This window comes from Rhizobium anhuiense (assembly GCF_003985145.1).
Lineage (GTDB): Bacteria > Pseudomonadota > Alphaproteobacteria > Rhizobiales > Rhizobiaceae > Rhizobium > Rhizobium anhuiense.
The window spans coordinates 158,610-178,135 of the sequence record NZ_ML133525.1; the positions used below are offsets into that span (position 1 = coordinate 158,610).

Genomic DNA, 19,526 nt, shown 5'->3' on the forward strand with positions numbered 1-19,526 from the left:
TTTTCAAAGGAGATTACAGAGGTGGCGGAGCGATGTCACAGCGATTTTGCAGCTTACAGCGCAGCGGGTCCTTCAGACGCGCAAAATACGCTGTGGCACTTTAATCCTCGCATCGAGCTTTGCGAAAATCGATTCCGATTTCCGGCCGATGCGCCACCGAATGCCGGGAAAGACTGGCGTCAGCTCCCGGTCATTTCGATTCGTTCGCGCTGCGTCATTGCGGCGTTGAGGAGTCTTCGGAAGCGGGGATCGTCGCGGATGTTGTCGAGATCAGAATCATTGTCGAACCATTTGATATGGTAGACGGAGCTGTTCGGCAGCAGCTTCTCGAGAAGGTCGATCGCCTGGTCGGCGTCGCCGAGGACGGAATAGACACAGGCGAGATTATACTGGGCGACGATGTCGTCGGGATCGATGGCGATCGCGCGGGCCGCCCAGTCGCGGGCTCTCGTCACATCGCCCATATGGGCAAGCGCCAGCGCGCCACGATGGGCGGGGCCGGAATTTTCCGGATTGAGGTTCAGCGCGCGTTCGGCGCGCAGCAGGCCGAGGCGCGCCCAGTTTTCCGTGTCCAGCACACGGCCGAGCGAGCGGTAGGCGGACATCAGGTGGATCGGCGAAACATAGTCGTCAGGGCGGATCTCGGCGGCGCGGGTGAAGTATTGAACCGATTCGGCAAAGTTGCCGTGCATGAAGAAGAACCGGGCATAGTGGAAATTCGCCTCGAAGAGGTTGGGGTCGAGCGCCAAAGCCCGTTCGAAGGCCGCCGCCGCCCTGTCGTCATAGCCGCTCTGATGCAAGGCGAGACCATGGGAGGCGTGAGCCTCGGGAAGGTCGGGATCAAGTTCCAGGGCGCGGGCGCTCATCTCGAGAATGCGCCTCAGCGGCACGTCGTCTGGTGCCCAATCACGGATCGCCGCATCGCAATCGGCGATGCCGGCATAGGCGCGGGCATAGTCCGGGTCGAGCTCGACAGCCTTGCAGAACATCCGCCTTGCAAGCTGCAGATAGGATTTGGTCCAGGTGTGGGAGAGCTGGCGGCCTCTGAGGTAATAGGTATAGGCCTCGACATTGGCGGTCGGCTCATTGGCGATCGCTTTCTTCTCTTCCGGCAGCAGACGCACCTTCAACTGGCCGACGATCGCGTGAGTGATCTCGTCCTGAATGGCGAAGATGTCGGTCAGGTCGCGGTCGTAACGCTCGGCCCAGAGATGGTCGCCATTGGCGGTGTCGATCAGCTGACCGGAGATGCGCACGCGATTGCCGAAGATGCGCACGCTTCCCTCGAGCACGTAGCGCACGCCGAGTTCCTGGGCGAGCCGCTTCACTTTCACCGATATGCCCTTGTAGGTGAAGATGGTGTTGCGCGGCACGACGTGCAGGCTGGAGATCTTGGAGAGATCGGTGATGATGTCTTCGGTGATGCCGTCGGAGAAATAGTCCTGGTCGGCATCGCCGCTCATATTGGTGAAGGGCAGCACCGCAATGAAGCACGTGTTGCGGTTCTGCGCGACCAATTTCGCCGAGGAGGGCGGCGCCAAGCTGACAGTATAGACCTGAACGGGCTGCCTGATGTTCTTCAGCGTATGTTCGCCGATGAACTCGAAGCCAAGATTGAGGCGCGAGCCGACCTGATCGCGCACCGAGGCGGACACGGCGATGCCGCCGGGCGCTGCGATACGCTCGAGCCTGGCGGCGAGATTGACGCCATCGCCGAATATGTCGCCATTCTCGACGACGACGTCGCCGAGATTGATGCCGATGCGGAATTCGACGCGCTCGTCCTTGGGCACGCTCTCGTTGCGGGCCGCCATGCTGCGCTGGATCTCGGCGGCGCAGGCGACCGCATTCACCACGCTCTGGAATTCGGCAAGGATGCCGTCGCCGGTGAGTTTGACGATCCGGCCCTTGTAGTCGGCAATACGAATATCGACCAGTTCGCAGCGATGGCGGTTCAGCGCCTGCAACGTGCCGGATTCATCGATGCCCATCAGTCGGCTGTAGCCGACGACATCCGCAGCGAGAATAGCGCTCAGTCGTCGTTCCATGACCCCTCCCAGGATCTTCCCAGTTTAGTCTAGCTTTTTATAGAGTTTTTGTTGCGCGGAGTCGTCCCCCGAATAAGAAATTCGGGCGGTTTCGACGTTTTGACGCGGCAGCGCGACCATATAAGGTCGCCGATCTTCATCAATACTCTGAATGGGTGAAGGATGGTGCGCGGCGCTAATCCTTTGTGATGAAAAGGTAATTCTAATCGAAGAAATTCGGGTTTATTTCATCGGTCGATACTTCGGGGGCGGCACTATAAAAGTGGCCGTCGAGCGGTTTGGGGCTTGAAGCGGAGCCAGGGGTTGGGCCGGAAGACAATTGCGAGGGGTATCCGCCGTATGATTGTGATTCGCGGCTGCTTCGGTGGTTGCGATGAGGCCGGCGCCGGCTATTGTGGCGATGTTTCATGCGCGGCGGAGATTTTGGATGACAGGTTCGGCCCGGAATTTTCTGGAGTTTCACGATATTCCGGAGGCCGGGCTCCGATCGATTGTCGCTCGCGCCGGCGAACTCGCCAAAAGCTGGGATGAGCGCACCGTGCCGCAGAGCCTTGCGGGCAAACGTGTCGCGCTGATTGCCGACGATAGTGGCTGGCGTAATACCACTGCCTTTGATCTCGGCATTCAGGCAATGGGCGGTATTTGCGCGCATGTGCCGATCGGTTTCGATGTTAGGGAGGAGACCGGCGATCTCGCTGGTTATCTCGGCAACTGGTTCGATATGCTGGTGATCCGCACCAAGGCGCTTGCGACATTGAAGGCGACGGCGGCAGTCTCGCCGGTGCCTGTCATCAATGCGCGCACAGGCTCCAACCACCCTTGCGAGACGCTCGGTGACCTTGCCTATATTAGGAGCCGGCGCGGCTCGATCGACGGGTTGAAGGTCGTTGGCGTGGCGGCGGACGCAAATATCCTCCGCTCCTGGGCCGAAGCCTCGATTGCGCTGCCGATAGAGGTTGTGCAGGTCTTTCCCGAACGCTGGCACATCCGTGACGCTGCACTGCTCAACGGGCGTTTCCGTGTGAGCGCCGATATGGGCGAGCTATCGGACGCCGACGTCGTCATCACCGATTCATGGCCGGGCGATGCCGCCTCGGAGACGCTCGCCGGCTACCGGATCGGCGCCGACCTGCTCGATCGTTTGTCGGAGGATGCGATCTTCCTGCCGTGCCATGCCAGTCAGGCGTGGCCAGGAGGTGACGGCCGAAGCGATGGAACATCCGCGCTGCCAGAGCCGTGCCGCCAAAGCCTTTCTGCTGCATGCGCAGAATGCGCTGATGGAGTGGGTCGCCGCCTAGTCGGCGGCCTTGCTCCTCCCGGCGCGCTCAGGCATTGTTGCGGCATGAGGAGAGTTTTCATTTTGCTGCTGGCCTTCTGGCCGGGCGTCGCGCTCGCCGATCAGGCCTTCTATCCGGCGAAGTCGGGTCAGGCCGATGCGGCGGTGCTGACGGTTTACTCCTCGCTCGACGAGCCGCTGGCGCGGCCGATGATCCGCGGTTTCCAGGATGCCAATCCCGACGTTGCGGTCAAATACGAGGATATGCTGACCGGCGACATCTACGACCGGATCGTCAAGGAGACGGATGCCGGCGAGAAGACGGCGGATTTCGCTTTTTCCTCGGCGATGGATCTGCAGGTGAAGCTTTCCAACGACGGATATGCGCAGGTCAGCAACCTGCCGATGAGTGCAGCATGGCCGAAATGGGCGAACTGGCGCAACACCGCCTATGCGCTCACCTTCGAGCCGGCGGTGTTCGTCTATCACAAGCCGAGCTTTGTACATGAGCCGGTGCCGAGTTCGCGGGCGGAATTCGTCGACTATCTGAAACGCAAGGGCAACAAGGTCTATGGCCGGATCAGCACCTACGATATCGAACGCTCCGGGGTCGGCTTTCTGTTCATGGCGCGCGACCAGGAGCAATTCGGCGACATCTGGTCGGTGATCGGGGCGATGGGGGCTGCCGGCGTCAAGCTCTATTCGACGAGTTCGGCAATCCTCGAGCGCGTCGCCGACGGGCGCTTCGTGCTCGGCTACAACATTCTCGGCTCCTATGCGGCGGACTGGGCCTCGCGCTATCCCGATGTCGGCATCGTTCTGCCGAAGGATTACACGGTGGTGATGTCGCGGATCGGGCTGGTGCCGCAGGCGGCCGCCGAGCCGGAGCTCGGGCGGCGGTATCTCGCCTTCTTCATGTCGAAGGCGGGTCAGACGATCATGGCGCGGGAGCTGCAGATCCCGGCCGTCAGTCCTGAGGTGGCGGGGGAGAATACCGCCAATACGCTGCAGGAGCTGCTGGGCGCCCAGCTTCGGCCGGTGCCGGTCAGCCCCGGGCTGATGGTCTATCTCGACCAGGTGAAGCGGGCACGGCTCATCGCGCATTGGAATGAGGTCTTGCGCGCGCAGTGAAGGTGTTCCGCTTCCAGCTGCTTCGTCCTTTGAAGCTGGAAATCGGACTGCCGTCCGCCAATTACGGCAAAAAAGTGTCCGCTGCTGCTGGATATCTTGCCGATGTCAGCTAAATGACAGCTTGTTGTGGTGCCTTTGGCTACTTCTTCTCCGTGGAGGCGGAGAGCTGAAGCCTTGGGAGGTATTCCGCTCGTCATTCAGGACACTTGTGTCCGCTGATCAGCCATCCTCCCGATTCCCTGGAGAATAACGGGCGGTTTGCTCAGCCGCCGACGGAGGACACATCGTGAAGCATACGTTCATCGCAACCCTTTTTGCAGCTGTTATCGCGCTGCCGGCCTATGCGGCCGACTACACCATCATCGCGCCGGCCGCTCCCGGCGGCGGCTGGGACCAGACGGCTCGTTCGCTGCAGACCGCGCTGCAGCAGGAGAAGATCTCCGGCAACGTGCAGGTCCAGAACGTTCCGGGCGCCGGCGGCACCATCGGGCTTGCGCAGTTCAGCAGCCAGGCTGCAGGCAACCCGAATTCGCTGATCGTCGGCGGCTATGTGATGGTCGGCGCGATCCTCACCAACAAGTCGCCGGTGACGCTCAAGGACGTTACGCCGATTGCCCGGCTGACCGGCGAGTACGAAGCCGTCGTCGTTCCCGCCGCATCCGAGATCAAGACCATGGCCGATCTGGTTGCGGCGCTGAAGAAGGATCCGGGTTCGGTTTCCTGGGGCGGCGGTTCGGCCGGCGGTACCGATCACATCACCGTCGGCCTGATCGCTAAGGCGTCCGGCGTTGATCCGACCAAGATCAACTATGTCGCCTTCTCCGGCGGCGGTGAAGCACTCGCCGCCATTCTCGGCGGCCAGGTCACGGCCGGCGTCTCGAGCTACAGCGAGTTCCAATCGCAAGTGAAATCCGGCACGCTCCGCCTTCTCGCCGTTTCCAGCGACAAGCGTATCGACGGCGTCGATGCCCCGACGCTGAAGGAAGCCGGCACCGACGTCACCATCCAGAACTGGCGCATGGTTGCGGCTGCCCCCGGCCTGTCGGCTGAACAGGTCGCCGCCGTCACCGCCGATTTCGAGAAGCTGCATAGCTCGGCCACCTGGCAGGAAACCCTGAAGACCAAGGGCTGGGCCGACACCTATCTGTCCGGCGACGCCTTCAAGGCGCAGCTCGAAAAGGACGTCTCCGCCACCGAAGGCATTCTCAAAGAGATCGGACTTGTTCAATGAGCGAGGATAACACCTCCTCGGCAACCGAGCGCCGCCCTGATTGGGCGGCGTTCATCATTGCCGTTTTCCTCTTCGTCGTCGCCGGCGTGATGGCCTGGGATGCCTCGCATCTGAAAACGATCGCGCAATACGACCGCATTGGCCCGGCAACGGTGCCTGAAGTGGTGGCGTTCGGGCTCTTCTGTCTTGGGGTCTGGACCGTCGCCGAAGCCTGGCGCGGCGAGTTTCCGGAACGCGACCGGCAGGAAGTGGCGCCGGTCATCTGGATCGTCGCCGGTCTTGCCGCCCAGATGCTGCTTCTGCGCACCGCCGGCTTCTCGATTGCCACCGGTGTGCTGTTCGCACTGACGGCGCGCGGCTTCGGCAAGCGCAAGCTCTGGATCTCGCTGCCGTTCGGCATCGTTTTCAGCTTCGTCGTCTGGGCGATCTTCTCGCAGTTGCTGCAGCTGACGCTGCCGGCCGGCCCGCTCGAACATCTGTTCTTCTGACCGCGCGAGGCGCTGTCAGCTCTTTTGATTTTGCGCGGCGCCTGACCCCGAAACCGCAGGGTCGGGAATGCCGCTTGGGACACCAAGATGAGCACATTCGAATTCCTATGGCAGGGTATCCTGGTTGCGATGCAGCCGATGAACCTGGTTTATGCGCTGGTCGGCGTCACACTCGGCACCGCCGTCGGCGTGCTTCCCGGTATCGGCCCGGCCCTTACCGTGGCGCTGCTGTTGCCCGCCACCTACAAGCTCGATCCCGGCGGTTCGCTGATCATGTTCGCCGGCATCTACTACGGCGGCATGTATGGCGGCTCGACGACCTCGATCCTGCTCAACACGCCGGGTGAAAGCGCCTCGATCGTCACCGCGCTCGAGGGTAACAAGATGGCGCGCGCCGGCCGCGGCGGACCGGCGCTGGCGACGGCGGCGATCGGCTCCTTCGTCGCCGGCCTGCTCGCCACGCTCGGGCTTGCCTTCATCGCGCCCTATATCGTCAAGCTGGCGCTGGTCTTCGGACCACGCGAATATTTCGCGCTGATGGTGCTTGCCTTCGTCACCGTCTCCTCGGCCTTCGGCGATTCGGCATTGAGGGGTCTGACCTCTCTGTTCATCGGTTTTGCGCTTGCCATGGTCGGCATCGACCAGCAGACGGGCCAGGCACGGCTTTCCTTCGGCATCCCCGACCTGCTCGACGGAGTCGAGGTCACGACGCTGGCGGTGGCCATGTTTGCCATCGGCGAGACGCTCTACATCGCCGCGCAGGGCAACCGGATCGCGGAGAAGGTCGAGGCGGTCAAGGGTTCGCTGTGGATGAACGCGCAGGATTGGTCGCGCTCGTGGAAACCGTGGCTGCGCGGCACGCTGATCGGGTTCCCGATCGGCGCGATGCCGGCGGGCGGCGCCGAAATCGGCACCTTCCTCTCCTATGCCACTGAAAAGCGGCTGGCAAAGAACCCGGAAGAGTTCGGCCATGGCGCAATCGAAGGCGTGGCCGGTCCCGAGGCGGCCAACAACGCGTCGGCCGCCGGTACGCTGGTGCCGCTTCTGACGCTCGGCCTGCCGACGACGGCGACGGCGGCGATCATGCTTGCCGGCTTCCAGCAATACGGGCTGCAGCCCGGACCGCTGCTGTTTGCCACCAATCCGCAACTCGTCTGGGGCCTGATCGCCAGCCTGCTCATCGCCAATGCGATGCTCCTGGTGCTGAACCTGCCGATGATCGGGCTCTGGGTGCGGCTGCTGACCATTCCGAAACCGTGGCTCTACGCCGGCATCCTGCTGTTTGCAACGCTTGGGACGATCGGCGCCAATCCGTCGGTGTTCGAGCTCGGCATGCTGCTCGCCTTCGGCTTGCTCGGCTATGTGATGCGGCTCTTCGGCTATCCGATTGCGCCTGCCGTCGTCGGCCTGATCCTCGGGCCGCTGGCCGAACAGCAGCTGCGCCGTGCGCTGGCGATCAGCCAGGGCGACGTCACGACGCTGGTGATGTCGCCGATCGCGGCCGGTCTGCTCATCGTTGCGGCGGCCGCCTTCCTCATCCCGCTGATCCTGCGGCTGCGCGGCAGGGGCCAGGTGCTGTCGCAACTGGCGGCAAACGAAGACTAGCGCATCGGCCCGAAAATCGGAATCGATTTTCGGAAAACACGATGCGGGGATTGAAAGTGTTAGAGCGTCCTTTGTGGTCCGAAGAGACGCGGCGCTCTAAGAAGAAAAAGACGACCTTACCCCTCCCTCGAGGCCGGCCATGGAGACATGCGCCGGCCTCTCGTTTTTGCATGGCTGAGGTGATTTTCTGAGCATTGTGGAGGTATGGGCGCGATGCCATCTATAGGTAGTCAATCATAGAGCAAGAGGAAAAGGACAATGTCCGCCATCCGCAATTCAGTCCGTACAGGTTTCTTTGGCCGCGCCTTTGCGGTGCTGGGCGCCGCAAACGCCGTCAGCGCCGCCGTTGAAGCCGGCCGCCGCCCGCGTGCCAGCGACCTCAAGGAACTCGGCATCGACCCGGCCTCCTTCGGTCCGGCTTCCCGCTAAGGCCTTCAAGCCATGCATGAATGAATTAGCCCGCAACCGGATGGTCGCGGGCTTTGTTTTTAACCGCAAGGCTGTTGCGCACTGCGCTTCCTGCATCGTCAGGCGTGAAGCTCCTCCCGCTCGGCGCCGTGCTCCTCCACTCGTTCGCGCCTCTTGTGGCGGATGGACGACCAGAGCGACAGGCCGATCAGGGCCGCGCCGCCGAGCCCGGTGATAACCTCGGGGATGTGCATCAGGGTCTGCGCATACATGATCACCGACAGGATCAGGATGGCGTAGAAGGCGCCATGCTCGAGATAGCGGTATTCGGCAAGCGTTCCCTTCTCCACCAGCATGATCGTCATCGAGCGCACATACATGGCGCCGATGCCGAGGCCGATCGCGATGACGAATAGGTTCTGCGTCAGGGCAAAGGCGCCGATGACGCCGTCGAAGGAAAAGCTCGCATCCAGCACCTCCAGATAGATGAAAGCGCCAAGACCACCCTTGGCGGCAGCGCTCATCGTCTGCTGCGAAGCATCGAGCAACTCGCCAACGACCTCGACCGCGAGGAAGGTGAGCAGGCCGTAAATGGCGCAATGAACGAAGACGCTAGCCTCCTCGCCGCCGATCAACCAGGAGAAAACCAGCATCAGCGCCAGCACGAAAGCGATCTCGATACCTCGGATGGTAGCCGAGCGTGCCATCACCTTTTCCAGGCCGCGAAACCAATGGATCTTCTTTTCATGGTCGAAGAAATAGCTGAGGCCGACCATCATCAGGAAGGTACCACCGAAGGCTGCGATCGGCAGATGCGCGTCGTTCATGATGCGGGCATATTCCTCGGGTTCGCGGGCAGCCAGCACCAGCGCGTCCCAAGGGCCGATCCGCGCCGCGATCGCGACGATCGCCAGCGGAAAGACGATGCGCATGCCGAAGACGGCGATGATGATGCCCCAGGTGAGGAAGCGCTTCTGCCAGACGGGCGTCATCTCCTTCAGCTTGTTGGCATTGACGATGGCATTGTCGAAGGAGAGCGAGATCTCCAGCACGGCAAGCACCGTGCAGATGAAGAAGACTGTTGCCATGCCGCCGATCGTGCCGGTCGTCTGCCAGCCGAGCACGGCGCCGAGAACGAGGCCGAGGGCAGTGACGATTAAAGCCCAGCGGAAATAGCCGAGCGAGGATTGAGGGACTACGGGCTGATTCATGGCCGCACCTCGTGGCCGCAAATCGTGTTGAAGAGGGTGGATATATTGGAAAGACGCGGCACGCCACAACGGGCATGCGGGTCAGGCATGGTGAGTTTGTTCATCGATGAAAAATCCGCCGGCTAAGCTGCAGGCGGTACCGACATCACGAGAGCGCCGTAAAAACTCTCGCCAGAGGGGCCCGGCACCAAAGTTCCCCGTCAGCCGATGTCTGGAAGGCTGCGGGATAGGCTCTAGTTAATGAACTTCCCCGGCCAGTCAAGGCTCCGGGCACACCGGAGATCAGGCAATTTTTTTGGAACCATCCCGATGCCCGCCCGTTAGGCTCTGGTTGAGCTTAAAAAAGGAGGCCGATGATGCACACTTCGACCCATATTCCCGACAAACGCACGGAGGCATCCGACCGCATGAAGCGGGCGAAGCCGAACCGCATGCAGAAGGCGCAGGTGCTGCCGCCGCATCATGTCGACCTGACGCTGACGCCCGGTGTCTATCACGACATTCATGTGCCGGCCCATGTTACCGGTGCGGATCTTTCCAAGGGTGGCCCGGACATCAAGAGCAATGCAGAGACCAAGAAATAACCAGCATTCCCGCCTCTTTGGCGCGCTGACGGTCGATTTGAAACAGGGTGAAAAACATATGACGATCAACTTTGTGCCCCGCGAGATCTTCATCCGGCACGAAAAAGAATGGCAGGCCATACGCGAGGCGGCGGACGAGCGCATCCAGATCGGCAAACGGCAGAAGCCGCTTGCCTCGTCCATCGGCGACGCGACGCCGGTTGAGAAAAACGATCTTTCGGCCGCATGCTCCGAATAACCGACAGACAGTCACGCTGACACAAACGCCCGGCATGATGCCGGGCGTTTTTTCTATCGATGTTCATCCCGGTCGACCCGCTGTCCGGAATTATAGCCGAAGCGTTGTTCGAGTTTGCCGAAGGCGAAGAGCACGCAGATGGCGGCAATCGTCGTGAAGAAGGCGATCGGCCAATAGCCGAAGCCCATGGCGAGGCCGATCGCGCCGGAGAGCCACATGCCGGCGCCGGTAGTCAGCCCGTGCACCCGGCCTCTTGCAAAGACGATCATGCCGGCGGCAAGGAAGGCGACGCCGGCGGTCACCGCTTCGATGACGCGCAGCGGATCGATGCGCACCTGCTCATCATCGGCGAAACCCGGCATGTGCACGGCCTCGATCGAGATGATGGCGAAGAGGGCAGCGGCAAGACTGATCAGGATATGGGTGCGGAAGCCTGCCGGGCGGTCGCGGGCCTCGCGTTCGAAACCGATCAGTCCGCCGAAGAGGATGGCGCCGATCAGGCGGGCGAAGATGACAGGATAGTGGATGCGTGACGCCGGTATCATGTCGGCGATGATGAGATCCATGGATTTTCCCCAGAACATACGGAATTTTTCGCTGGCTAACGTATGAGCGCGGGATTTGTTCAGCTTTTTCCCCTCACGCGTTTCGGCCGCCACGCTGGCCTCTCCGATAGGCGCCGACGCTTGCATGCCATTCGAGGGAAAGATCGGCGGATCAAGCATCATCCTGCCGCCGCGCCAACCTTTCAGAAAGGATTGGGCGGCGATAATTGCGGCCTCACAGGAATCGGACAGATGGCCAAGACAGCGACACGCGGCCGCCGCAAGGCGCCGGCGAGAGGAAAGAGCAGAGCACGCAGCAGCGGTGGCGGATTGCTGCCCTGGGCGGTGATCGGCATTGCCGCGATCGGCGGCATCGTCGCCCACGACAATTGGAAGAGCATCCAGCCGATGCTTGCAAGGCAGGCAACGCCGGTCACGCGGGAAACGGCGGAGCTGAAACCTTCAGTCAGGAAGGACGTGCCGGCGAAGCAGGTGGCGCTGGCCACACCGACGCCGAAAGCTGCACCGCCGGTGCAACAGTCGCAACCGTTACCGCCAGCCGCGATCCCGACGCCGGCGATCCAGCCGATAAAGGCGGTGCCGTCGCCTGCCTACCCGGCCGTGTCGGAAACTGGGACGGTGGCCTTCGGCTATTGCGGGCAGGGCGCCCATATCAATTGCGTCGGCGATGGCGGTGTCTTCTGGTACAAGGGCGAGAAGATCGTGATAGCCGACATGGCAAGCCCTGTCGTCGACCAGGCGCGTTGCGACGGCGAACGCCGGGTGGCCTTTGCCGCCAAGTCGCGGCTGCTGGCGCTTCTGAACGCCGGACCGTTCACGATGAATGCCGCGGGCAAAGCCGAGCCTTCAGGGGCGCCGCGCGTCGTCTCGCGCGACGGGCGCTCTTTCGGCGCACAGCTGATCAATGAGGGGCTGGCACGCAAGCCGGGGGCTGCCGGCGCCGCCTGGTGCGCCTAGACCGGTTCAGCTTTTAACGGAAGCGCCGAACCGCGCGATCCTTTTGTTTTTCGCATTCCCGGCAAAAGCGCTTCGCGCTTTGCCTTGGAAAACCGCTTCGCACTTTTCCTGGAACTGCTCTGACGGGGACTATTTGCCCTTCTTCACCAGCTTGCCGCCGGTGCGGAAGCTGCCGGTAAAGGAGGAATCCTTGCTTTCGGCGGTGCATTCGATTGCGATCGGCTTGCCGGAATAGGGATTGCCGAAGGTGCAGAAGCCAGCGACCTTGACCTCCCCGGTCATCTTGTTGCCGACACCCGTGGTGACAAGGCTGAGCGGCAGGCGGGCATTGCCGTTGGATGCGGGTTTGATGCCGGCGCCGTCGCCCTGGAAGCCGAGCGCCTTGCCGTCAGAGGTGAAGATGAAGGTCACCAGGCCATTGGCCAGCGTGACGCTGGCAAGCTCGTTCTTGCAGCCTTTGGTGGCGTCGAATTTGGCGACAACAAGCTTGGCGCATTTGCCGGAAAGGGTAATGACGCCGGGTGCGCCCGGAAACGTCTCGGGAGCAGCTGGTGCTGCAGAGACCGGCAAGGTGAAGGCGGCGGAAAAAATGGCGGCGGCTGCCGGTGCGAAAAATCTCATTCTCTGTCTCAACCCCATCTGTCTGCGACGGCGAATCGGCCATGCGTTGGATAATCAGGCATTGGCACCGTTCTGTGACTTATTTTGGTCTTGTCCGGCGCTGCTCGGCGTCGAACGGGGCGTTAGGGATTTTTGAAATCATCCCAGAGGATCGCCACCCCAGCCGCGAATATCGTGGTCGGAATCAGCCAAAACGTGATGCTGATCGGTTCGACGACATGAAACTGCATGTAACCGAAACCGAAGAGGCCAATCCCAACCAGGGCGAGGCCGAGTATTATCGATATCGCTTTCCGTGTCCGCGTTCTTTGCGCCATACATCCCCCCAATTTCCCACGTGTGCGGGTGACCGCACAGCCGACTGAAATCCGCCCGGACATAATCCGAGTTAAAAAGCCCTTGCGCCCGTAAAGTGTCGGATTGGGAGCGCATGCCAGCGAAGAACGAAAAATCCCCGAAGCGGGGATTTGTCAACGATGTCAGGGGGATCGGATGGTGGGCGTGACAGGGATTGAACCTGTGACCCCTACGATGTCAACGTAGTGCTCTCCCGCTGAGCTACACGCCCATCCGATGGCGGCGCATAGATCACAAAACCTTTGGAGCCGTCAATAGGCTTTTTTCAGTTTTGTGACGCGCCGCCCGGCAAGCCTTACGCGGCAAGCATTTTGTTGACCTCGTCGACGAGGTCGCGCAGGTGGAAGGGCTTGGAAAGGACCTTGGCATCCTTCGGCGCCTTCGAATCGGGGTTCAGCGCCACGGCGGCAAAACCGGTGATGAACATCACCTTCAGGTCGGGGTCGAGCTCGGTAGCGCGGCGCGCCAGTTCGATACCGTCCATTTCGGGCATGACGATATCGGTCAGCAGCAGGGAAAACGGCTCCTCGCGCAGCCGGTCATAGGCGCTGGCGCCGTTGTCATAGGAAAGGACCTTGTAGCCGGCCTTTTCGAGCGCTTTCACCAGGAAGCGGCGCATGTCATTGTCGTCTTCTGCGAGAAGTATCTTCTGAGTCATTAATCCAGACCGCTGATCAATAAGTTTTGGTGGGCTGCCAGCCGTTTACACTAGTCTTGAGCCGGTAAACAACCGGTGAATTGCCTGTGCGTGATTGCCATCCCTTCTACATAGTATGGACTTGAGGCCGGGCAACTGGCAACATGGGCGCAGCAGCCAGTTCATGACATGGTAAAGAGGGCCGAAAGTGCCGGAAATACGCGAATACGAGCTTTTTGAGGTTCATGAGCCCGTGTCGCAGACCATTCCCTTCGTCTACAACTCCCCCCATAGCGGCCGCATTTATCCACCGGAATTTATTGCCCAGTCGCGGCTCGAGGGCATCGCCATCCGCCGTTCCGAGGATCACTATGTCGACGAGCTCTTCGGCTCTGCCGTCGCACTCGGCGCGCCGCTGCTCGCAGCCAACTTCCCCCGCGCCTATCTCGACGTCAATCGCGAGCCCTACGAGCTCGATCCGCGGATGTTCGACGGGCTGTTGCCGCCCTATGCCAATGTCAATTCGCTGCGCGTCGCCGGCGGGCTCGGCACCATTCCGCGCATCGTCGCCGAAAATATGGAAATCTATGCACGTCGTCTTCCTGTGCAGGAGGGGCTCGACCGGGTCGAAGCGGTCTATAAACCCTATCATGCGGCGCTGCGCCGGCTGATCGCGCGGACGCATGTGCAGTTCGGCTTCGGCGTGCTGATCGACTGCCACTCGATGCCCGGCAATGTGCGCGTCGCCGGCAACGTTGGGCGGCCTGATTTCATCATCGGCGATCGTTACGGCACCAGTGCTTCGGCCGAGCTTTCGCGGGCGGCCATCGCCATTCTCGAGGAAATGGGCTTTGCGGCAATCCGCAACAAACCCTATGCCGGCGGCTTCATCACCGAACATTACGGCCGGCCGTCGCGGGGCCTGCATGCACTGCAGATCGAGGTGAACCGGGCGATCTATGTCGATGAAGTGACGCTGGAGAAACGCGAGGATTTCGCCGCAGTTGCCGATGCCGTCACCGCCTTCATGCGGCAGATGGCGGATTACGTCGAGAAATTCGCCGGCGATCGGGCGCTGGCCGCCGAATAAATCTCTTTTTCGATTTCGCTGCTGTCAGGCCTAGTCCTCCCTGGCCAAAAAAAACCGCGCTTGTGAGCGCGGCTAAGTCTAGGGAGGAAACACCCAAGGAGGGTATTTACAGTCAGAAGACTGTACGGAAGAAGCTACTATTGCATTGCACAAATGTCAAGCAATATATTGCGCTGCGACATCTTTGGGCAGTTAGATTGAAATTGCCTGCTACGTTTGCATTCCCGTTGCTTTTCGCTATGAAAAGCGCCACTCCCGCCAGCCAAACGGATAAATCATGCTTCCTGACCGTTCGTTCTTCAACCGCCTGGCGGAAGCCGCCCGAGCCGAGACGCTGCCGCGATTCCGCTCCGGTCTCGATGTCACCAACAAGCTCTCCTCCGGTTTCGATCCGGTGACGGAGGGCGACCAGGCGGCCGAACTCGCCATCCGGGCGCTGATCGAGGAGAGTTTTCCCGGCCACGGCATTCTCGGCGAGGAACACGGCAATGTCGGGCTCGACCGCGAATATGTCTGGGTGATCGATCCGATCGACGGTACGCGCGCCTTCATCTCCGGCGTGCCGGTGTGGGGAACGCTGATCGGTCTGCAGAGAGAGGGCCGGGCGATCATGGGCATGATCGAACAGCCCTTTACCGGTGAGCGTTATTTCGCCGACCAGAACGGCTCGATCTATACAGGACCGGAGGGCGAACGGCGGCTGATGACGCGCCAGTGCGACGCGCTGTCGAACGCCATCCTGTTCACAACCTCGCCGCATCTCTTTGCCGGCGAGGAGATGGAAAAATACCGCGAGATCGAGAGCCAAGTACGGCTCTTCCGCTACGGCTGCGACTGCTACGCCTATGCGCTGCTTGCCGCCGGCCATATCGATCTCGTCGTCGAAAACAGCCTGAAGCCCTATGACGTCGGCGGCATCATTCCCGTCATCGAAGGGGCGGGCGGCATCATCACCACCTGGGACGGCGGACGGCCGGAAAATGGCGGCTCGATCATCGCCGCCGGCAGCCGGGCGGTCTACGAGCAGGCGATCGCCATCCTGCAGCGCTAATCCGGATCAGCCCTGCTGATCCTTGATCAGCCTTGCTAATCGCCCGGTCAGCAACAGCGGTCGGGTCACGTGCCGAGGGCGGCGACGTCCTGGTTTTCTTCGGCGTCGCTGCCGGGAATGAAGGCGTGGAAGGCGGCAAGAGCGGCGGCGCGGTAGGTATCCCGTTCCTGGAAGATCTCGTGACGGGCGCCGTTGATTGGCACCAACTGGCCGGCGCGGAAATAACGCGAGAGCCGCTCCTGCGCCGTGTAGGGCACGACACCGTCCCGCGTCGGGGCGATGACGATGGTCGGGATGGTGATCGAGAAGAGATGGTCGGGCGAGGTGACCCGGTCCATCGTGCGAAAAGCCTCGATCAGCCAGCGGGCTGTCGGCGGCCCGAGCGTCAGTTCCGGATGGTCCTTCATCATCGCGACGTTGCGCTCGAAGCGGAGTTCGTCGGAGGTCAGCGGATTGTCGCGGAAATCCGGCTCCTTCAGTTTCGAGGTCAGCGGCAGAAAGCCCAGGCCGATGGCGTTCAGCGTGCCGGCCACAGCGCGGATGACACGGGGCGAAGCCGCTTGGCCGGTCAGGCCGATGAAGGGCGCCGACAGCACCATCCGGTCGATACGGGTGGTGAGATAGGGCGCGGCCGAGAGCGCGATCAGCCCGCCTGTGGAATGGGCGAGCAGGTAGAAGGGCAGGCGGGTATCCGGCAGCACCACCTTTTCAAGGAAGATGTCGAGATCACGCTCGTAATCGGCAAAGCGGCGGATGTGGCCGTGGTTGCGGTGCTTCAGCAGCCTTGACGAACCGCCCTGGCCGCGCATGTCGAAAGTCGCCACCCAGAGGCCTTTGGCCGTCAGGTCGCGGATCGTCTCGAAATATTTCTCGATATATTCGTTGCGGCCATGAAGGATGACGACCGTGCCCCTGGCCATCTGGGCGCTCGAGCGGAAGACGGCGTAACGCAGCCGGTGGCCGTCATGGGTTTCGAAGAACCCCTCGGTGCGGTTTTCCGGGGCGGGATTGTCGGGCGTCGAATAGAGAACCTGATCCATGACCTTGCCAATGCGCCGCTGCTGACTGCTTCGCCTATCAGGGATAGCGCATGGTATCCGCCTTGGAAAGCGGTGCGCCCGCAAGGCGCGGGAAAAGGGCCGGCAGGAGCATGAGGGTGCTCGCGGCCGGCCGAAGTTGAGACTGAAGAAGAAGGGACGATGCACTTCAGCCATCGGGACCAGATTCACCCGACGCTGAAATTCCTAAGCGAATGCGCCTGAACGCGTGCCGAACCGGTCGTTCATGCGGGGTTCACTGGCCGATCAAGGCGATTCCCAAAAGGTCTTGAACTCGTCAAATCCCATCACCATCTCCTTCCTGCGGGCGCCGGAAAGGGCCCGCGCAACCGTCCCGAGGCCGCCAAAGATGGGGTTTCAGGGGCATTTCATCGCAACACGTCGCTTCCACAGGAGGACATCATGCGTCACGTAGACTTCTCTCCCCTTTATCGTTCGACCGTCGGTTTCGACCGGCTCTTCACCATGCTCGACAGCCTTGCCCAGCCGGAGCAGGCGCAGACCTATCCGCCCTATAATATCGAGCGCACCGGTGAAAACACCTATCGCATCACCATGGCGGTCGCCGGTTTCGACGAGACCGAACTTTCGATCGAAGCCCATGCCCATGTTCTGTCCGTGAAGGGCGAAAAGAACGAGGAACCTGCCGAAGGTGGCGAATTCCTCTATCGCGGCATTGCCAAGCGCGCCTTCGAGCGCCGCTTCCAGCTTGCCGACCATGTCGAGGTGACTGCCGCTTCGCTGAAGAACGGCCTGCTGCACATCGACCTTCTGCGCAATATTCCCGAGGCCATGAAGCCCCGCAAGATCGCGATTGCCGCAGAACCGGTTGAGGCTCCGAGGGCCATCGAAGCGCAGATCATCAACGGCTGATCGATCCCTTACGGGTAAAACGGACGGCGCTCCCATCGGGGCGCCGTTTTTTATTTGTCGCCCAAAGCGCGCCGCGATCCTTCAGATTCGCTCCTCGCGCTTTAGCTCCTTATTTTTGCGCGACCTGCTCTATGCCGGGCTGGCTGCCTCGTCCATTTCCTTTTCCGTTGCGCGGCGGGCCGCGGCGGCGGCGTATTTCTGGGCGATGACGGCGCAGACCATCAGCTGGATCTGGTGGAAGAGCATCAGCGGCAGCACGATCACGCCGATCGACTGGCCGGCGAAGATGACATTTGCCATCGGCACGCCGCTGGCAAGGCTCTTCTTCGAGCCGCAGAAGGTGATGGTAATCTGGTCGGGCTTGTTGAAACCGAGCCAGCGGCTGCCGAACATCGTCAAAACAAGAACAAGTGCCAACAGCACGATGTCGGCTGCGATGACGACGGCGATATCGGCGATCGAGAAAGTGTGCCACAGGCCTTCGACCACCGCCGTGCTGAAGGCGAGATAGACGACCATCAGGATCGAGCCGCGGTCGACAGGCATCAGGATCTTCTTCTTGGCGCGGATCCAGTCGCCGATCCAGGGCTGCAGGATCTGGCCGACGATGAAGGGGGCAAGCAGCTGCAGCAGGATCTGCTCCAAGGCGTCGAAAGAGAAGCCGCCATGGCCGCCGACGGAAAACAGCAAGCCGACGAGCAGCGGTGTCAGGAACATGCCGAAGATGTTGGACGCCGAGGCCGAGCAGATGGCGGCAGGCACATTGCCGCCGGCCATCGAGGTGAAGGCGATCGACGACTGCACCGTCGATGGCAGCACGCAGAGGAAGAGAATGCCGAGATAAAGCGGCTGCGGCAGGATCGTGTCCGGGATCAGTCCGAGCGCCATCCCGAGCAGCGGGAAGATGCCGAAGGTCGTCAGCAGGATGACGAGATGCAGCCGCCAGTGCAGCAGGCCTGCTATGACGACGTCGCGCGAGAGGCGGGCGCCATGCAGGAAGAACAGCAGGGCGATGGCAAGATCGGTGGCGATGCCGAAATAATCCGCGAATGTGCCGCTCGCCGGAAACAAGGAGGCGAGGATGACGGTGCAGACGAGCAGGATGGTGAATGTATCGGGCAGAAAGCGGCGCATGGCGGTCTCGCGGCGTGATAAAAACAGTCGTTGTTCTGTCGTCCATTATGATCCAGGATGCAAGAAATAACAGTTATCGAGAATCTGGATCATGCTGGACCTTTCGCAATTGCGCAGTTTCGTCGCCGTCGAACAGATGGGCAGTTTCACCCTTGCTGCGGAGAGGCTTGGCCTGGGGCAATCGACGGTCAGCCAGCATATCCAGCGGCTGGAGACGGCCCTGGGGCGCAAGCTGCTGGCGCGCGACACGCATAAGGTGATGCTGACCGGCGATGGCGAGGCGTTGCTCTCGCATGCGCGCGCCATGCTTTCGATCGAGGGGCAGGTGCAGTCATTGTTTAAGAGCCACAGCCTGCGCGGCAGCCTGCGGCTCGGCGTGTCGGAGGACTTTGTCACCAGCCAGTTGCCGGCGGTGCTGGAAGATTTCGTTCGTTCGCATCCCTCCGTCGATCTGGAACTGACGGTGGCGCTATCAGGCGTTCTCTACGAGATGCAGGATAATGGTGAGATCGATTTGGTGCTCGCCAAGCGCCGGCTCGGCGATGCACGCGGAAAACTCGTCTATCGCGAGCCGCTCGTCTGGCTGGCGCGCGATCCCGAGCGTGTGCTCGCCTCCGGCCCTCTGCCTCTGATCGCCTTTCCGCCGCCGAGCGTCACACGGGTGATTGCCCTGGAAGCGCTCGGGCGAAACGGCGTGCCGTGGCGGATCGTCTGCACCTGCGGCAGCCTGAGTGGGTTGACGGCGGCGGCGCGGGCCGGGATGGGCGTGCTGGTGCAGCCGCGCAGCATGGCACCATCAGGCCTGAAGGAGATTGCTGCGGGAAAACTTCCGGCGCTAGAGGACGTCGAATTCGTGCTGGTGCCGCGCAAGGGAGCGGATCAGGCGCTGGTCTCAGCACTTTCCGACGATATTCTGCAAAAGGTGAGGGGACTGAAATCGGCGTGAAGCATTGCCAATCGGG

General features: G+C 61.6%; 20 protein-coding genes, 1 tRNA gene and 1 pseudogene. 13 read left to right on the forward strand and 9 right to left on the reverse strand.

The window, feature by feature from the left end; all coding sequences use genetic code 11:
* Positions 1-179: 179 nt before the first annotated feature.
* Complete coding sequence (locus EEQ99_RS15995; protein ID WP_127430739.1) at positions 180-2,048, reverse strand: adenylate/guanylate cyclase domain-containing protein; 1,869 nt, start codon at positions 2,046-2,048, stop codon at positions 180-182.
* Positions 2,049-2,475: 427 nt separating this feature from the next.
* Between EEQ99_RS15995 and EEQ99_RS16000 the strand changes: the two are divergent.
* The 6 genes and pseudogenes from EEQ99_RS16000 (at position 2,476) to EEQ99_RS34630 (ending at position 8,208) form a co-directional block, all read left to right on the forward strand.
* A pseudogene (locus EEQ99_RS16000) lies at positions 2,476-3,346 on the forward strand (ornithine carbamoyltransferase).
* Between the two features lie 62 nt (positions 3,347-3,408).
* Complete coding sequence (locus EEQ99_RS16005; RefSeq protein ID WP_127430740.1) at positions 3,409-4,455, forward strand: ABC transporter substrate-binding protein; 1,047 nt, start codon at positions 3,409-3,411, stop codon at positions 4,453-4,455.
* 286 nt (positions 4,456-4,741) lie between these two features.
* On the forward strand, positions 4,742-5,686 hold the full coding sequence (locus EEQ99_RS16010; RefSeq protein WP_127430741.1) for a Bug family tripartite tricarboxylate transporter substrate binding protein: 945 nt from the start codon (positions 4,742-4,744) through the stop codon (positions 5,684-5,686).
* Positions 5,683-6,174: a tripartite tricarboxylate transporter TctB family protein gene (locus tag EEQ99_RS16015; protein ID WP_025570435.1), complete on the forward strand. Its 492-nt coding sequence runs from the start codon at positions 5,683-5,685 to the stop codon at positions 6,172-6,174. Before EEQ99_RS16010 ends, EEQ99_RS16015 begins: the two co-directional genes overlap by 4 nt.
* Positions 6,175-6,261: 87 nt before the next feature.
* Complete coding sequence (locus EEQ99_RS16020; protein ID WP_025570437.1) at positions 6,262-7,779, forward strand: tripartite tricarboxylate transporter permease; 1,518 nt, start codon at positions 6,262-6,264, stop codon at positions 7,777-7,779.
* A gap of 258 nt (positions 7,780-8,037) precedes the next feature.
* On the forward strand, positions 8,038-8,208 hold the full coding sequence (locus tag EEQ99_RS34630; RefSeq protein WP_088930351.1) for a hypothetical protein: 171 nt from the start codon (positions 8,038-8,040) through the stop codon (positions 8,206-8,208).
* Between the two features lie 98 nt (positions 8,209-8,306).
* Here the strand turns inward: EEQ99_RS34630 and EEQ99_RS16025 are convergent, their stop codons facing one another.
* A complete protein-coding gene (locus tag EEQ99_RS16025; protein ID WP_127430742.1) occupies positions 8,307-9,398 on the reverse strand; it encodes a DUF475 domain-containing protein in 1,092 nt (363 codons plus the stop codon).
* A gap of 353 nt (positions 9,399-9,751) precedes the next feature.
* On the opposite strand from EEQ99_RS16025, the gene EEQ99_RS16030 reads away from it, so the two are divergent.
* Positions 9,752-9,982, forward strand: a complete 231-nt coding sequence (locus tag EEQ99_RS16030; RefSeq protein ID WP_025570441.1) for a hypothetical protein — start codon at positions 9,752-9,754, stop codon at positions 9,980-9,982.
* Between the two features lie 58 nt (positions 9,983-10,040).
* Positions 10,041-10,220: a hypothetical protein gene (locus tag EEQ99_RS16035; RefSeq protein WP_029868306.1), complete on the forward strand. Its 180-nt coding sequence runs from the start codon at positions 10,041-10,043 to the stop codon at positions 10,218-10,220.
* A 53-nt stretch (positions 10,221-10,273) separates the two neighbouring features.
* Here the strand turns inward: EEQ99_RS16035 and EEQ99_RS16040 are convergent, their stop codons facing one another.
* Positions 10,274-10,786 carry an MgtC/SapB family protein gene (locus EEQ99_RS16040; RefSeq protein ID WP_025570447.1) on the reverse strand — a complete coding sequence of 171 codons (513 nt, stop codon included), beginning with the start codon at positions 10,784-10,786 and terminating at the stop codon, positions 10,274-10,276.
* Positions 10,787-11,017: 231 nt separating this feature from the next.
* On the opposite strand from EEQ99_RS16040, the gene EEQ99_RS16045 reads away from it, so the two are divergent.
* A complete protein-coding gene (locus EEQ99_RS16045; protein ID WP_127430743.1) occupies positions 11,018-11,743 on the forward strand; it encodes a hypothetical protein in 726 nt (241 codons plus the stop codon).
* Positions 11,744-11,872: 129 nt separating this feature from the next.
* On the opposite strand, the gene EEQ99_RS16050 is transcribed toward EEQ99_RS16045, so the two are convergent.
* From EEQ99_RS16050 to cpdR1, 4 genes are all read right to left on the reverse strand, one after another.
* Complete coding sequence (locus EEQ99_RS16050; protein ID WP_244604806.1) at positions 11,873-12,364, reverse strand: hypothetical protein; 492 nt, start codon at positions 12,362-12,364, stop codon at positions 11,873-11,875.
* A 122-nt stretch (positions 12,365-12,486) separates the two neighbouring features.
* Complete coding sequence (locus EEQ99_RS35490) at positions 12,487-12,681, reverse strand: hypothetical protein (RefSeq protein ID WP_127430745.1); 195 nt, start codon at positions 12,679-12,681, stop codon at positions 12,487-12,489.
* A 176-nt stretch (positions 12,682-12,857) separates the two neighbouring features.
* A tRNA-Val gene (locus EEQ99_RS16060) sits at positions 12,858-12,932 on the reverse strand.
* An 84-nt stretch (positions 12,933-13,016) separates the two neighbouring features.
* Positions 13,017-13,379, reverse strand: coding sequence for a response regulator CpdR1 (cpdR1, locus tag EEQ99_RS16065; protein WP_003542883.1), 363 nt, complete (start codon positions 13,377-13,379; stop codon positions 13,017-13,019).
* Positions 13,380-13,566: 187 nt separating this feature from the next.
* On the opposite strand from cpdR1, the gene EEQ99_RS16070 reads away from it, so the two are divergent.
* Both EEQ99_RS16070 and hisN read left to right on the forward strand, forming a co-directional pair.
* Positions 13,567-14,448 carry an N-formylglutamate amidohydrolase gene (locus tag EEQ99_RS16070; RefSeq protein ID WP_025570459.1) on the forward strand — a complete coding sequence of 294 codons (882 nt, stop codon included), beginning with the start codon at positions 13,567-13,569 and terminating at the stop codon, positions 14,446-14,448.
* A 277-nt stretch (positions 14,449-14,725) separates the two neighbouring features.
* Positions 14,726-15,499, forward strand: coding sequence for a histidinol-phosphatase (gene hisN, locus EEQ99_RS16075; protein ID WP_127430746.1), 774 nt, complete (start codon positions 14,726-14,728; stop codon positions 15,497-15,499).
* Between the two features lie 65 nt (positions 15,500-15,564).
* Here the strand turns inward: hisN and EEQ99_RS16080 are convergent, their stop codons facing one another.
* Entirely contained in the window at positions 15,565-16,539 is a 975-nt protein-coding gene (locus tag EEQ99_RS16080; RefSeq protein WP_127430747.1) for an alpha/beta fold hydrolase, read from the reverse strand.
* Between the two features lie 420 nt (positions 16,540-16,959).
* On the opposite strand from EEQ99_RS16080, the gene EEQ99_RS16085 reads away from it, so the two are divergent.
* Positions 16,960-17,430 (forward strand): Hsp20 family protein, encoded by a 471-nt coding sequence (locus tag EEQ99_RS16085; RefSeq protein WP_028755891.1) that lies wholly within the window; start codon positions 16,960-16,962, stop codon positions 17,428-17,430.
* 129 nt (positions 17,431-17,559) lie between these two features.
* Here the strand turns inward: EEQ99_RS16085 and EEQ99_RS16090 are convergent, their stop codons facing one another.
* The gene (locus tag EEQ99_RS16090; RefSeq protein WP_127430748.1) at positions 17,560-18,564 is read right to left on the reverse strand and encodes a bile acid:sodium symporter family protein; all 1,005 of its coding nucleotides are present in this window, start codon (positions 18,562-18,564) and stop codon (positions 17,560-17,562) included.
* Between the two features lie 91 nt (positions 18,565-18,655).
* Here EEQ99_RS16090 and EEQ99_RS16095 point away from each other — a divergent pair, with 91 nt between their 5' ends.
* Entirely contained in the window at positions 18,656-19,510 is an 855-nt protein-coding gene (locus EEQ99_RS16095) for a LysR substrate-binding domain-containing protein (RefSeq protein WP_028755889.1), read from the forward strand.
* The last annotated feature ends 16 nt before the right edge of the window (positions 19,511-19,526 follow it).